Source organism: Campylobacter sp. CN_NE2 (genome assembly GCF_027797465.1).
GTDB lineage: Bacteria > Campylobacterota > Campylobacteria > Campylobacterales > Campylobacteraceae > Campylobacter_B.
In genome coordinates this window covers 931850-945509 of sequence record NZ_CP115608.1, presented here as the reverse complement: position 1 = coordinate 945509, position 13660 = coordinate 931850, and the positions used below count along the sequence as shown (strand labels likewise).

General features: G+C 36.8%; 17 protein-coding genes. 16 read left to right on the top strand and 1 reads right to left on the bottom strand.

Annotated elements, in window-relative coordinates:
- The first annotated feature begins 5 nt into the window (after positions 1-5).
- The 16 genes from atpA (at position 6) to PF028_RS04585 (ending at position 12938) form a co-directional block, all read left to right on the top strand.
- Entirely contained in the window at positions 6-1523 is a 1518-nt protein-coding gene (gene atpA, locus PF028_RS04660) for a F0F1 ATP synthase subunit alpha (RefSeq protein ID WP_270860192.1), read from the top strand.
- Positions 1524-1532: 9 nt separating this feature from the next.
- Complete coding sequence (gene atpG / locus PF028_RS04655; protein ID WP_270860191.1) at positions 1533-2429, top strand: ATP synthase F1 subunit gamma; 897 nt, start codon at positions 1533-1535, stop codon at positions 2427-2429.
- Positions 2430-2452: 23 nt separating this feature from the next.
- Positions 2453-3850 carry a F0F1 ATP synthase subunit beta gene (atpD, locus tag PF028_RS04650; RefSeq protein WP_270860190.1) on the top strand — a complete coding sequence of 466 codons (1398 nt, stop codon included), beginning with the start codon at positions 2453-2455 and terminating at the stop codon, positions 3848-3850.
- A 12-nt stretch (positions 3851-3862) separates the two neighbouring features.
- The gene (atpC, locus tag PF028_RS04645; RefSeq protein ID WP_270860189.1) at positions 3863-4252 is read left to right on the top strand and encodes an ATP synthase F1 subunit epsilon; all 390 of its coding nucleotides are present in this window, start codon (positions 3863-3865) and stop codon (positions 4250-4252) included.
- A 3-nt stretch (positions 4253-4255) separates the two neighbouring features.
- Positions 4256-4858: a MotA/TolQ/ExbB proton channel family protein gene (locus PF028_RS04640; protein WP_270860188.1), complete on the top strand. Its 603-nt coding sequence runs from the start codon at positions 4256-4258 to the stop codon at positions 4856-4858.
- Entirely contained in the window at positions 4851-5249 is a 399-nt protein-coding gene (locus PF028_RS04635; RefSeq protein ID WP_270860187.1) for an ExbD/TolR family protein, read from the top strand. The genes PF028_RS04640 and PF028_RS04635 overlap by 8 nt, the downstream gene beginning before the upstream one ends.
- 3 nt (positions 5250-5252) lie before the next feature.
- Complete coding sequence (locus PF028_RS04630) at positions 5253-6044, top strand: TonB C-terminal domain-containing protein (protein ID WP_270860186.1); 792 nt, start codon at positions 5253-5255, stop codon at positions 6042-6044.
- A gap of 10 nt (positions 6045-6054) precedes the next feature.
- Positions 6055-7299 (top strand): Tol-Pal system protein TolB, encoded by a 1245-nt coding sequence (gene tolB / locus PF028_RS04625; RefSeq protein WP_270860185.1) that lies wholly within the window; start codon positions 6055-6057, stop codon positions 7297-7299.
- Between the two features lie 54 nt (positions 7300-7353).
- Positions 7354-7815: an OmpA family protein gene (locus PF028_RS04620; protein WP_270860184.1), complete on the top strand. Its 462-nt coding sequence runs from the start codon at positions 7354-7356 to the stop codon at positions 7813-7815.
- Between the two features lies 1 nt (position 7816).
- Entirely contained in the window at positions 7817-8644 is an 828-nt protein-coding gene (locus PF028_RS04615; protein ID WP_270860183.1) for a tetratricopeptide repeat protein, read from the top strand.
- A 50-nt stretch (positions 8645-8694) separates the two neighbouring features.
- Entirely contained in the window at positions 8695-9291 is a 597-nt protein-coding gene (locus PF028_RS04610; RefSeq protein WP_270860182.1) for an FKBP-type peptidyl-prolyl cis-trans isomerase, read from the top strand.
- 19 nt (positions 9292-9310) lie between these two features.
- Complete coding sequence (gene fabD / locus PF028_RS04605) at positions 9311-10240, top strand: ACP S-malonyltransferase (protein WP_270860181.1); 930 nt, start codon at positions 9311-9313, stop codon at positions 10238-10240.
- On the top strand, positions 10237-10920 hold the full coding sequence (locus PF028_RS04600) for a 5'-methylthioadenosine/adenosylhomocysteine nucleosidase (protein WP_270860180.1): 684 nt from the start codon (positions 10237-10239) through the stop codon (positions 10918-10920). Before fabD ends, PF028_RS04600 begins: the two co-directional genes overlap by 4 nt.
- Positions 10917-11654, top strand: coding sequence for a tRNA 2-thiocytidine biosynthesis TtcA family protein (locus PF028_RS04595; protein ID WP_270860179.1), 738 nt, complete (start codon positions 10917-10919; stop codon positions 11652-11654). Before PF028_RS04600 ends, PF028_RS04595 begins: the two co-directional genes overlap by 4 nt.
- A 95-nt stretch (positions 11655-11749) precedes the next feature.
- Positions 11750-11923, top strand: a complete 174-nt coding sequence (locus PF028_RS04590) for a hypothetical protein (RefSeq protein WP_270860178.1) — start codon at positions 11750-11752, stop codon at positions 11921-11923.
- A gap of 142 nt (positions 11924-12065) precedes the next feature.
- Positions 12066-12938, top strand: coding sequence for a thiamine-phosphate kinase (locus PF028_RS04585; protein ID WP_270860177.1), 873 nt, complete (start codon positions 12066-12068; stop codon positions 12936-12938).
- Here the strand turns inward: PF028_RS04585 and recO are convergent.
- Positions 12935-13549 carry a recombination protein RecO gene (recO, locus tag PF028_RS04580; RefSeq protein ID WP_270860176.1) on the bottom strand — a complete coding sequence of 205 codons (615 nt, stop codon included), beginning with the start codon at positions 13547-13549 and terminating at the stop codon, positions 12935-12937. The genes PF028_RS04585 and recO overlap by 4 nt on opposite strands.
- Between the last annotated feature and the right edge of the window lie 111 nt (positions 13550-13660).

Sequence of the window (13660 nt, the reverse complement as noted above, 5' to 3'; positions counted from 1 at the left end):
AAAGCGTGAGTGCGAAAATTAAAGCAGACGAAATTAGTAGCATAATTAAAGAACGAATTGAAAGCTTTGATCTAAGCGTAGATGTCGAAGAAACAGGTAAAGTTGTATCTGTTGCCGACGGTGTTGCCAGCGTTTATGGCTTAAAAAATGTTATGGCTAACGAAATGGTTGAGTTCGATAACGGCGTAAAAGGTATTGCTCTTAACCTTGAAGAAAGCAGTGTCGGTGTTGTTATCTTAGGCGAAACAGCCGGTATCGTTGAAGGAAGTAGTGCAAAAAGACTTGGCAAACTTCTAAGAGTTCCTGTTGGGGACGCTATGATAGGACGCGTTGTAAATGCACTTGGTGAGCCAATCGACGGCAAAGGACCAATTGAAGCGAGTGAAAGTAGATTCGTTGAAGAAAAAGCAAAAGGCATTATGGCTAGAAAATCAGTTCATGAGCCGCTTCAAACAGGTATTAAAGCAATCGACGCCCTTGTTCCAATCGGTAGAGGTCAAAGAGAGCTAATTATCGGCGATAGACAAACAGGTAAAACAACGGTTGCTGTTGATACTATTATCAACCAAAAAGGTCAAGATGTCGTCTGTATCTATGTTGCCGTAGGTCAAAAACAATCAACCGTAGCACAAGTTGTTAAAAAACTAGAAGAATACGGCGCTATGGAATATACCATCGTAGTTGCAGCTAATGCTAGTGAAGCGGCTGCTCTTCAATACCTTGCTCCATATTCAGGTTGCACAATGGGCGAGTATTTCAGAGATAACTCACGCCATGCTTTGATTATTTATGATGATTTAAGCAAACACGCTGTTGCTTACCGCGAAATGTCATTGATTTTAAGAAGACCACCGGGTCGTGAAGCTTATCCGGGCGATGTTTTTTATCTTCACTCTCGCTTACTTGAAAGAGCTAGTAAGCTAAGCGATGCACTAGGAGCTGGTAGCCTAACAGCGCTTCCTATCATTGAAACACAAGCAGGCGATGTTTCAGCATATATCCCTACAAATGTTATTTCGATTACAGACGGACAAATTTTCCTTGAATCAGGTCTATTTAACTCAGGTATCCGCCCTGCGATCAATGTCGGTTTGTCGGTTAGCCGTGTTGGTGGTTCAGCACAAATCAAAGCTATTAAAAAAGTTTCAGGCACACTTCGCCTTGACCTTGCTCAATACCGCGAACTTCAAGCATTTGCTCAATTTGCAAGTGATTTGGACGAAAGCAGTAGAAAACAACTAGACCGTGGTCAAAGAATGGTTGAAGTTCTAAAACAACCACCTTATAGCCCACTTCCTGTTGAAAATCAAATTGTTATCATTTTTGCAGGTAGCAAAGGTTATTTGGACGATGTTGCACCAAGCGCAATCGGTAAATTTGAAGCTGAACTTTATCCGTTTATCGAAGCTAAATATCCTGAAATTTTCGAACAAATCAGAACCAAAAAATCTTTGGAAAAAGATATAGAAGAAAGTTTAGCAAAAGCATTAAATGACTTTAAAGCGACATTTTCAGCGCAGTAAGGCTAAATTATGGCAAATTTGAAAGATATTAAGTTAAAAATTAAAAGCGTCAAAAACACTGAAAAAACCACAAAAGCGATGAAGCTTGTGTCTAATGTAAAGCTTAAAAAAGCAAAAGACGCAGCTGTTCAATCAAGCGCTTATGCGATTAAAATCAATGAGGTTTTAAGTGAGATTGCGGCTAAAATTTCTGATAATATCTCAGATGTGCAAAATAGTAAAATTTTCGATACAAAAAAAGAGCCAAAAATAGTTGATATTATTTTTGTTACTGCCGACAAGGGGCTTTGTGGCGGATTTAATATTCACACAATCAAAAAAATAAAAAGTTTGATTGAAACTTATAAAAGCAAAGGAATTAAAATTCGTTTGCGTGGCGTAGGCAAAAAAGGTATCGAATACTTTAATTTTCAAGGTATGGAGCTTTTAGAAAAGCATGTCGGCGTTAGCTCATCTCCTACCTATGAAAAAGCACAAAATATTATCAAATCGGCCGTTGATAGCTTTTTAGCCGGTGAAACCGATAAAGTTATTTTGGTTCATAATGGATATAAAAATATGATTTCGCAAGAAATTCGTGTTAGCGATGTAGTTCCAATTGAACCGCCTGTTGTTGATGAAAAGCATTTAGCAAATTTAGGTTCTGCTGTTGAATTTGAACCTGATGAAAATGCAAAAGCATTATTAGATGAACTTGTCAAAAAGTATTTAGAATACAGCATGTATTACTCTTTGATAGATTCACTAGCTGCCGAACATAGTGCTAGAATGAACGCTATGGAAAATGCGACAAACAACGCAAAAGAGCGCGTTAGACAGCTAAATTTAGAGTATAACAAAGCAAGACAAAGTTCTATTACCACTGAGCTTATAGAAATCATCAGTGGCGTTGAATCAATGAAGTAAAGAAATAAGTGAAAGGAAAATAGATGAAAGGAATAATTTCACAAGTAATGGGTCCTGTTGTTGATGTGGATTTTAAAGATTATTTGCCACAAATCAACGAAGCCCTAGAAGTTAAATTTGATGTCGAAGGCGATGCTAGACGACTTGTGCTAGAAGTCGCAGGTCATCTTGGCGATAACCGCGTTAGAACGATTGCTATGGATATGAGCGATGGTTTGACAAGAGGCTTAGAAGTAGTTGCACTTGGTGCTCCTATTAGCGTTCCTGTTGGCGAAAAAGTTTTGGGCAGAATTTTCAATGTTACAGGCGATTTGATCGACGAAGGCGAAGAAGAAAATTTCGAAACTCGCTGGTCAATCCACAGAGATCCGCCAAGCTTCGAAAATCAAAGCACAAAAAGCGAAATTTTTGAAACAGGTATTAAAGTCGTTGATTTGCTAGCTCCTTACGCAAAAGGTGGAAAAGTAGGTTTATTTGGCGGTGCCGGGGTTGGTAAAACCGTTATTATTATGGAGCTAATCCACAATGTTGCTTTCAAACACAGCGGTTACTCTGTATTTGCGGGCGTTGGCGAACGAACAAGAGAGGGAAACGACCTTTATAACGAAATGAAGGAATCGGGCGTTTTGGATAAAGTTGCCTTAACCTATGGTCAAATGAACGAACCACCAGGAGCAAGAAATAGAATTGCTTTGACAGGTCTTACAATGGCTGAGTATTTCCGTGATGAGCTAGGATTAGATGTTTTGATGTTTATCGATAACATTTTTAGATTTTCTCAATCAGGTTCAGAGATGTCAGCACTTCTAGGACGAATTCCAAGTGCCGTTGGTTACCAACCGACTTTGGCTAGCGAAATGGGTAAATTGCAAGAGAGAATTACATCGACTAAAAAAGGCTCAATTACATCAGTTCAAGCTGTTTATGTTCCGGCTGATGACTTAACTGACCCTGCTCCTGCAACGGTTTTTGCTCACCTTGATGCGACAACCGTTCTAAACAGAGCGATTGCAGAAAAAGGAATTTACCCTGCGGTTGATCCGCTTGATTCAACTTCAAGAATGCTTGATCCTCAAATCATCGGCGAAGAGCATTATAAAGTAGCTCGTGGTGTTCAAGCTGTTCTTCAAAAATATAAAGATTTGCAAGATATTATCGCGATTTTAGGTATGGACGAGCTTAGCGAAGAAGATAAACTTGTGGTTGAACGAGCTAGAAAAGTTGAAAAATACCTTTCACAACCTTTCTTTGTTGCCGAAGTTTTCACAGGAAGCCCGGGCAAATATATCAGCCTTGAAGAAACTATCGCAGGATTTAAAGGAATTTTAGAGGGTAAATATGATGATTTACCTGAAAATGCTTTCTATATGGTAGGAAATATTGACGAGGTAGTGGCAAAAGCCGAAAAAATGAAGGCTTAAAAGGAAAAAATAATGGAAAAATTATTTTTAGAAATCGTTACGCCTGAGGGAAGAGTTTTCTCGGGCGAAGTTAAATCTGTTCAACTACCCGGAAGCGAAGGCGAACTAGGCGTTTTACCACGCCACGCAGCACTTGTAACGCTTTTAAGATCTGGTGTAATTGAAATAGTAAATTTAAACGATAAAAAAGAATTAGTAGCGATAAACTGGGGCTATTTGAAAGTTGATGAAGAAAAAACAACCGTTTTAGCAGACGGCGCTGTCGTCGTAGGCGGCGATAGCGAAGGTGCTATTGCAAAATCACTTCAAAAAGCAAAAGATTTAGTAGCTTCTATGAGTAGTGAAACATCTGCTTATGCCGCAACTATCGCCAAAATCGATGATCACGCAAGGCAAAAATAGAGTATGATTGATATTATTCTTAGTTATTTTTCAAGAAGCACATTTATTACGATATTTGTGCTTTCTTGGTTATCTTTTTATTTCATATTGACTTTTACGATTTTGATTTCTAGGTTTGTAGGGCTTTCTTCTTGGTATAAAAAAGAAGAAAAAGCCCTTGAATCTCTGCTTATGGGGGCGAGAATTTCAAATACAAATTCTGTTTTGAAAAAAGTAGCAAGTGGTAAAATCACAAAAGAAAAACTAGCAGTTTCGCTAAGTATGTCCGAGCGAGATTCTACAAGTGGGCTAACTTGGCTCTCTATCATCGCTTCAACTTCGCCTTTTATAGGGCTTTTTGGAACGGTTGTTAGCATACTTGATACTTTTTCCAAAATGGGTGCAGGAAACGCTAGTATCGCTACGATTGCACCAGCCATTAGCGAAGCTTTGGTTGCTACGGGAGCCGGAATTTTCGTTGCAATCCCTGCTTATACATTTCACTTACTTATAAAAAGAAAATCGTATGAGCTTATGAGTATTATTAGGCGCACAGGTGATATTTTGCTTCACATAACAGGCGATAGCGTATCAAATTTAAAAGCGGAAACAAAATCAAATGTTTGATTATGATGAAAAACCTGAGCTAAATATCACGCCTTTGGTTGATATTATGCTTGTGTTACTTGCTATTTTAATGGTTGCAACCCCTGCGATAATCTATGAAGAGAAAATTCAGCTTCCTGACGGTTCAAAAACGCAAACTTCGCAAACCACAAAAGAGCTTATGATAGTTCGTATAACCGAAGATAAGCAAATTCATATCGATCAAAGTAAAATGAATTTTGTCGAATTTGCCGATAATCTACTTTTATTAGCAAATTCAGGCAAATACGACAAGGATAAGCCCGTTTTTATCCAAGCCGATAAAAAGCTACTTTATGATGATGTTATGTTTGTTTTAAAAACTTTAAAACAAACTGGTTATTTAAAAGTAGCACTTCAAACGAACGGATAGGCTTTGCGAAGTAGTTCGTATGTCGGCGTGAAATACGACAATTTCACTTCGTTTTTGATTTCGCTTTGTATCTATTTTTTGGCTGGATTTTTCCTGCTTTTTAATGCTATAAGAGACCACGAACTAGCACTAAAATACACAGACGATCCAAATGCTTATATGGATATTATTGTGGATTGGGAGATTGACGATAGTGCGCCAAAAGCACCTGATTTAGCCAAAGAAGTTCCTGTCCAGCCACAAGTTGAAGAAAAACCAAAAGAGATAGAAAAAACAGAAGAGCCAAAGCCTGAGCCACTGCCTGAATCAAAACCTGTTGAAACTCCGATTGAAGAGCCAAAACCGGTTGAAGAGCCAAAGCCTGAACCAAAACCAAATTTAAACGATCTTTTTGCCGATACCACAAAAGATAATAAAAAACTTCAAGAAAGCACAGAAAAAAAAGAAGAAAAACAAGAAAGCGGTTCTAAAAATGCCGTTCAAAAAGATGATAAAAAATCAGGCAAATCACAGATGACAGGGCAATATAATGCTTATATAGGTCAAATAAACAAAATTTTACAACAAATTTGGACTTCGTATAATCCAAAATCAAATGAAGTTGCTAAAATAAGTTTAAAAATTGATAGAAATGGAAAAGTTGTGGAATATGAAATTTTAGAACTTACTTATAATTCTGAATATAACCAAAAACTTAGAGATTTTGTTTATAGTTTAGAAAGTAGAGAATTTCCAAAACCACCTGGAAATGAAATTTTAAATATAACATCAATTACAATAACACCAAAAAAATAAAGGAGCAAAAATGAAAAAACTTTTTTTAATTTTTATTTTTTGTATAAATTTGTTTGCTATTGATGCAACAATGACATTAACAAATGACGGTGCTATGAATTTGCCAAAAATCGTAGTGCAAAACGCTTCGGAGTTGCCAAATTCTGAATTTAACAACAAATTTTTTAAACTTATGGTTGGAGATTTAAAAGTCGGTGCTGTTTTTGAAGTAAGCGATGATTATTTAGAAAGCTCTTATGACGGCGATTATACTACAAATTTAGGTATAAGCGGCGCTCCTGCTTTGATCGTTCGCTATGCAGTTAGCGCTCAGGGCTCACCTATGAATTTAAAAGCCAAAGTTTTAGACGCAAGTAACGGCAAAGTAGTTTATGAGAACGAATTTAGCATAGCAAACGGCGAAACATATCCGTTTTTAGCACACATGGCAGTTTCTGAAATCGTTAAAAATTTGGGCTATTCAAATGTCGATTGGATGAGACAGATGATTTTGCTTTCTCGCTATACTTCGACAAAACAAAGCGAAATTTTAGTTGCTGATTATACTTTAACTTATCAAAAAGTCGTAGTTAGCGGTGGTCTAAACATTTTCCCAAAATGGGCAAATAAAAATCAAACCGAGTTTTTCTATACATATTATGTAAATAAAAATACTCCTGCGATTTTTAAATATAATCTTTCTAGCGGTGCAAAAACCAAAATTCTAACAGGACAAGGCATGACGATAGCAAGTGATGTTAGTAGCGACGGACGAAAACTTCTTATCACAAATGCGCCAAAAGATCAGCCTGACATTTTTCTTTATGACTTAGCAAGTGGCAATATGAAGCAAGTTACAGATTATCCTGGCATTGATGTAAATGGAAATTTTGTGGATAACGATAGCAGAGTGGTTTTTGTAAGCGATAGACTTGGTTATCCAAATATTTTCGCTCAAAGTCTTGGTGGCGGTAATGTCGAGCAAATGGTATTTCAAGGAAAAAATAATAACTCGATTACGACAAACGGAAGTTATATAGCTTATTCTAGCCGTGACGGCGGCGGAAGCTTTAATATCTATATGATTTCAACGCAAACAGATTTAGTTCGCCAACTCACAGCAGACGGAAAAAATATGTTTCCTAGATTTTCTCATGACGGCGGAACTATAATGTTTATAAAAAGCGGTAGTGCAGTCGGCATTATAAGGGTAAATGAGAACAGAAGTTTTCAATTTCCGTTAAAAATCGGTCAAATTCAATCACTTGATTGGTAAAAAATCAAATTTTTTATGCTATAATGCAAAAAATCTTATTTGGAAGGTGGAAAAATGAAACATTTAGTTTTAACATCAGTTGCAGTTGCTGCTCTACTTTTGAGCGGTTGTTCTAAAAAGAACCCAGAAAATATGGGTGATTCATCAATGGGTGGCGATCTAGCTTCAAGAATTCAAAGCGAAGTTAGCAATGTTTATTTTGATTATGACAAATTTAACATTAGAGCTGATCAACAAGGTTCAATCAACAACAACGCTGCATTATTCAACCAAGCAGGCGCAGAAGCTTTGACAATCAAAGTTGAAGGTAACTGCGACGAGTGGGGTAGCGATCAATACAACTACGCTCTTGGTCTAAAAAGAGCAAAAGCTGCAAAAGATGCTTTGGTTAAACAAGGCGTAAGTGCAGATAGAATTTCTGTTGTAAGCTATGGCGAAAGCAACCTTGTTTGCACAAGCAAAACAAAAGAGTGCGACGCTCAAAATAGACGCGACGAATTCAAAGTTGGGTTCTAATTTGATTAATAAAAAATTTATAGTTGCGGCGCTTTTTGGTGTCGCAACTTTTTTAAATGCCGAAGTTTCGGTTTTCGATGCCGGAAATGTAAATTCTGAAAATCCTTATGGTCTAACAGAAAACGAGCAGTTTTTGCTAAAAAATAGACAACAAGCAGATAGTATTCAAATGAATCTTGATGACACAAAAGAAAATGTCGAAGGTCTTAGAACTGTCTTAGAAGGCACAAATGCTCAAATTTCAAAACTTGAAAATAGGGTGGCAGATTTAGAGATTAGAACAAGCGGCAAAGCTCGTGGCAGTAGCGAACTAGATCAGATGAAAAAAGATATAGCTTGGCTAAAATCTCAAATCAACGAAATCAATAAAAAACTAGGTAATGGCGGAAGCGTAAAAAAAAACAGTGAAGTAGGCGCACCTGCGAAAACTTCAAACGCAAATTCTGCAAATTCTAGTTCAAATTCGTTCAAAGACAAGGATTTATCTGCTATTTTAAAAGAAGCCGATGAACTATTTGCCAAAAAAGATTACGCAAATGCAAAAGAACGCTATGAATTTTTGGTTTCAAAAGGTCATAAACCGGCGAAATCTAGCTTCATGGTTGGCGAGAGTTTGTATTTTCAAGGTAAATACGGCGAAGCTATAAATTCATACAAAAAAAGCATTTCTTATAACGAAAACGGCGATTATACGCCAAAACTACTTTATCACACAGCGATTAGCTTCGATAAAATCGGCGATAAAGACAGCGGAACTAAGTTTTATAACGCTTTAAAAGCTTCTTATCCTGATTCCGAAGAAGCAAAAGCATCACCTAATAGAAATTAAATTTTATTTATGCTAAAATCCCTAGTTTAATTTAAAATTAGGAGAAAACTATGGCACAAAATCGTGTTATTAAAATGTATTATGAGCTAAAAGACGCTAAAAACGGCGAAATTTTAGAATCAAATTTTAACGCAAATCCGATTGCGTTTTTAAGCGGAAAAAATCAAATTTTACAAAAACTTGAAGATGAAGTTTTAAATTTGGGCGAAGGCGAAAGCAAAATCATCAAAATTTTACCACAAGACGGCGTTGGCGAATATGACGAAAACGCAGTTCAAACGCTTCCAAAAGAGCAGTTTGCAGGGATTGATTTGCAAATAGGAATGGAGCTTTTTGGCGAGGGCGAAGACGGCTCAGTCGCAAGAGTTATAGTTAAAGAAATTACCGATGAAAGCGTGAGTGTTGATTTTAATCACCCTTACGCAGGAAAAGAGCTTGAATTTAATGTAAAAATCGTCGAAAACAGAGAAGCGACAGAAGATGAAATTTTAATGGGAGCACCTGAGGGCGAACATAGTTGTTGTTGCGCTGGACACGGCGAAGAACACGAGTGTTGCGGTGGCGGACATCACCACGATGATCACGAGTGTTGTGGCGGACACGGACACGGCGAAGACGGCGGTTGTTGCGGCAAACACAATCACTAAAATTTAAAAGAGAAAAACGATGAAATACGCATTTATTTTCCCAGGTCAGGGTTCGCAAAGTGTCGGCATGGGCAAGGAATTTTATGAAAATTTTACCAGTGCCAAAAAACTTTTAGACGAAGCTAGCGAATTTTGCGATATCGATTTTAAAGAACTTTTGTTTGAAGCCAATGATAAGCTTGATATGTCCGAATTTACGCAACCTGCGATTGTGCTAAATTCATTTATGGCTTATTTGGCGTTAAATGAAAAACTAAATTTAAAGCCTGAATTTGCATTAGGACACTCTCTTGGCGAATTTAGCGCACTTGGCGTAAGTGGCGGAATCGAATTTAAAGAAGCGATAAAAATCGTAAATTTGCGTGGCAAACTTATGCAAAAGGACTGCCTTGGCAAAAACGCTTCTATGATGGTTGTTTTGGGGCTTGATGACGCAAAAGTCGAGCAAATTTGCCAAAACGCAAGAGAGCAAGGAAAAAAAGTTTGGGCGGCTAATTACAACTGCGACGGGCAGATTGTGGTCGCAGGAAATAAAGATGATTTGTCTAGTTTGGAGAGCGAATTTAAGGCTAACGGCGCAAAAAGAGCGATGCTACTAAATATGAGCGTGGCTAGTCACTGCCCGATTTTGGAAAATGCAAGTAACGAGCTAGTAGCGGCGTTGCAAGATAAGCTAAATGATAGCTTTTCAGCCGTTATCGCAAATGCGACGGCTAAGGCGTATTCTAGCAAAAATGAAGCTCTAAATTTACTAAAAGCGCAACTTGTAAGTCCAGTTTTATACAAACAAAGCATAAAATCAGTTGAGAGCAAAGTTGATTGTTTTGTCGAATTTGGCGCGGCTGTGCTAAAAGGGATAAATAAAAAAATCACCGAAAAACCGACTTTTAGTATAACAAATTTATCAAGCCTTGATGAATTTATAAATTTCGCAAAGGAAAACGCTTGAAAATCGCAATTTTAGGTGCAATGCCGGAAGAAATCGAACCGCTTTTAAAAGAGTTAAATCCAAAAAAAATAGAATTTGCAAATAACAAATTCTATTTTGCAAATTTTGCAAACCACGAGCTAATCATCGCCTACTCAAAAATCGGCAAGGTAAATTCAGCCCTAACTGCCACGCTGATGATAGAAAAATTTGGTGCCCAAAAATTGCTTTTTACAGGCGTTGCAGGTGCATTAAAAAACGGCTTTAAAATCGGCGACTTGCTGTATGCGACAAAAGTCGTTCAACACGATCTCGATATAACGGCGTTTGGGCACCCTTATGGCTTCGTGCCTGAAAGTCCAATTTTTGTGGAAACTGATGAAAATTTAAATAAAATCGCCACGAAAGTCGCAGCAAATTTAGGCATAAATTTAAAAAATGGCATAGTTGCAAGCGGAGATCAATTTGTCTGCGATGAGAGTCGTAAAAGCTGGATAGAACGGACATTTGACGCAAGTGCCGTTGAAATGGAAGGCGCAAGTGTGGCGCAAGTCTGCCATGCCCTGCACACGCCATTTTTCATGCTAAGAGCTATTAGCGATGAAGCAGGAAGCAAGGCTGAGTTTGATTTTGACGAATTTATGGTAAAAAGCGCAGAAATAAGCGCAAAATTTGCCCTAAAAATGGTTGAAAATCTGTGATAGAAATCAGCAAAAAACTTTTGCGCGTGGTGGGTCAAACCAACGCAAAATACAAAATGTTTGAACAAGGGGATAAAATTTTACTAGCCCTAAGCGGGGGAAAAGATAGTATGATTTTATCTCACATTTTAAAACATTTTTCAAGTGTTAGCCCATTAAACTGGGAGTTTCACACCGTGACCGTAAGCTATGGCATAGGCGAAAATTTCACAGAACTTAAAAAGCACTTCGCCACGCACGGTATCACGCACGATGTCATCGATACAAAAATTTTTGAATTTGGCAAAGAAAAAATTCGTGCAAACACCACATTTTGCAGTTTTTGTTCTCGTATGAGACGAGGTTATTTATATACTTACGCGCTTGAAAACGGTTTTAACAAAATCGCCATAGCGCACCATTTAGACGACGCTGCGGAGAGTTTTTTTATGAATTTGACCTATAACGGCGCTTTAAGGACACTAGCACCAAAATATACAGCCGAAAACGGCATTGTGATTATTCGTCCGCTTATTTTGGCTAGGGAACGGCAAATTAGGGATTGTGCTATTAGAAATGAAGTGCCTATAATGAACGAAGAAGAAAGCTGTCCTGCTAAACAATACACAGGCAAAGAACCACGCGCCAGAGCCGAGACTAAGGCAATGTTAGCGAATTTAGAAAAAGAAAATCCAAAATTTTTTATATCGCTTCAATCAGCATTTGAAAATATCCACAAAGATACATTTTTTTAAAAATTTACCAATTAAATTTGACCGATTTAAAAAATAACAATATAATACGAAATCGATTCGAAAAAGTCGATCGAAAATAAAAATAGGAGTTTTACATGAAAACTAATGCACCTAGAATGATAACTTGGGTTATCGCGGCTGTCCTTTTGATAATCGGACTTGTTGGTCAATTGACAAACACTATTCCGTTAATCGATAAATATGCTTTTTGGTGGGCATTTTCAGGCGGTGCTTTAAGCCTTTTATCAAGTTTATTCAAAGGTCTTTAATCCTAATTTAGCGGTTTTTTAACCGCTAAAACTCTTTATAACAATACAAAATTATAAATTTTTGAATATTAAATTAAAAATACGAATGCATATTTGAAATTTGATATAATTTTCGTAATTTTTCATAAATTCAGGGCAAAAAATGGATAAAGAGAGTTTTGTGATTTCTAAATTTGAGAATTCATTTAACGGTGATGACGGCGCAGTGGTCGGAAAATGGGTATTTAGCAAAGATTTATTTTCTGAAAATATCCATTTTAGGCGTGATTATATGAGTTTGCGTGAGATTGCCGTAAAATCGATGCTTGTAAATATTTCTGATGCGATTGCGATGAACGCAAAGCCTAAATTTGCGCTTTTGGGACTTACTCTGCCAAAAAATATCACAGAGAGTGAAATTTGCGAACTTACAAACGGTTTTAATGATACTGCGCGTAAATTTGGTATCAAAATCATCGGCGGAGATACGATTTGCGGCGAAAAAATAGACATTAGCGTAACCATAATCTCAAAAACAAAAAAAGCAGTTTTTAGAAAAGGTGCGAAAAATGGCGATTTTATCGCATTTACGGGGAAGCTTGGAAGCGTAAAAAAAGAATTTGAGTATTTAGAAAATTTACGCGAAAAAGGGCTTAAATTTAATGAAATTAGAAACGAATTTGATAAAAAATTTGTAAATTCAAAGTTTATAAAACCAAATTTGCGTGGAGATTTTTTTTATAAAAGTGCCAAATTTATTCGCTCGGCGATGGATTTAAGCGACGGGCTTGGTGTGGATTTGGATAGATTTTTACGCATAAATGCTCTTGGAATTTCGTTTTTAAAGGAAATTTCCAAAGGCGAATTTGCAAGCGGCGAAGAGTATGAAATTTTGTTTGCATTTTCGCCAAAAAATAGAGATAAAATTTTAAAAATCGCAAAAGAATGTGGCGTTGAAATCACGATTTTTGGGCGTTTAGAAAAATTAAACGAAAAAACGAAATTTATAAATTCGGTTAAAAATCATCATTTTTAAAACCCTTGCAAAACGATATTATATAGCGAATTTATCATCTCGTCGTCTAAATTTGTCGTTTTTTTGGTAGAGAAAAGCTCTTTGATTTGATTTAGGTTAAAGCCGTTTCGATTTACACAATACTCGTGTGCAGGCAAAAAGGCTCTGCCAAGAGCGATAAAATCAGTAATCTCATCGTCGCAAATAAAGCAAATTGGCTCACTATGGAGCCTACCTTCAAATTCCAAAATTTGCAGATAGCTTTCGATGATTATGCGTTTTGGGTTTTGTTTGCCAAATTTAACGGCGGCGTTTTCAAGCAGGTTAAAATAGAATTCATCGATAAATTCGGCATCTTTTAAGTGCGCGTGAAAAAGTCTGATAAATTGCTGCCAAAAAAGCAGTTTTTCTCTTTGCGTAAGCCACTCAAAGCCTAAATGTAACGCACCTCTAAGTTGTGGCAAAAAATTCATACTAGAAATTAGTTCAAAATCTATTTTATAACCTTGCGTGATATTTGAATGCCTTGCACCGTAAAAACGATACGCTTTAACCAAGCTTTCTCGCGTTAAAATATCGACTATACAGTCTTCTTCTTTGACTTTTGTAATCTTTAAAATATAACCTTGCATTTGTGGATTTTACTAAATTTGAGTTTTACAATAGATAAAATTTGCTAAATTTTTACCAAAAATAAAATTTTATAAGGAAAAATAAGCTATAATCACAAGATTTACAAATAT

Excerpts from the sequence above, each read along its gene's own strand:
- atpC (WP_270860189.1), top strand. The coding sequence starts at position 3,863 with ATGGAAAAATTATTTTTAGAAATCGTTACGCCTGAGGGAAGAGTTTTC.
- PF028_RS04620 (WP_270860184.1), top strand. The coding sequence starts at position 7,354 with ATGAAACATTTAGTTTTAACATCAGTTGCAGTTGCTGCTCTACTTTTG.
- PF028_RS04585 (WP_270860177.1), top strand. The coding sequence starts at position 12,066 with ATGGATAAAGAGAGTTTTGTGATTTCTAAATTTGAGAATTCATTTAAC.
- PF028_RS04640 (WP_270860188.1), top strand. The coding sequence starts at position 4,256 with ATGATTGATATTATTCTTAGTTATTTTTCAAGAAGCACATTTATTACG.
- atpG (WP_270860191.1), top strand. The coding sequence starts at position 1,533 with ATGGCAAATTTGAAAGATATTAAGTTAAAAATTAAAAGCGTCAAAAAC.
- fabD (WP_270860181.1), top strand. The coding sequence starts at position 9,311 with ATGAAATACGCATTTATTTTCCCAGGTCAGGGTTCGCAAAGTGTCGGC.
- PF028_RS04635 (WP_270860187.1), top strand. The coding sequence starts at position 4,851 with ATGTTTGATTATGATGAAAAACCTGAGCTAAATATCACGCCTTTGGTT.
- PF028_RS04610 (WP_270860182.1), top strand. The coding sequence starts at position 8,695 with ATGGCACAAAATCGTGTTATTAAAATGTATTATGAGCTAAAAGACGCT.
- PF028_RS04590 (WP_270860178.1), top strand. The coding sequence starts at position 11,750 with ATGAAAACTAATGCACCTAGAATGATAACTTGGGTTATCGCGGCTGTC.
- atpD (WP_270860190.1), top strand. The coding sequence starts at position 2,453 with ATGAAAGGAATAATTTCACAAGTAATGGGTCCTGTTGTTGATGTGGAT.
- tolB (WP_270860185.1), top strand. The coding sequence starts at position 6,055 with ATGAAAAAACTTTTTTTAATTTTTATTTTTTGTATAAATTTGTTTGCT.
- recO (WP_270860176.1), bottom strand. The coding sequence starts at position 13,549 with ATGCAAGGTTATATTTTAAAGATTACAAAAGTCAAAGAAGAAGACTGT.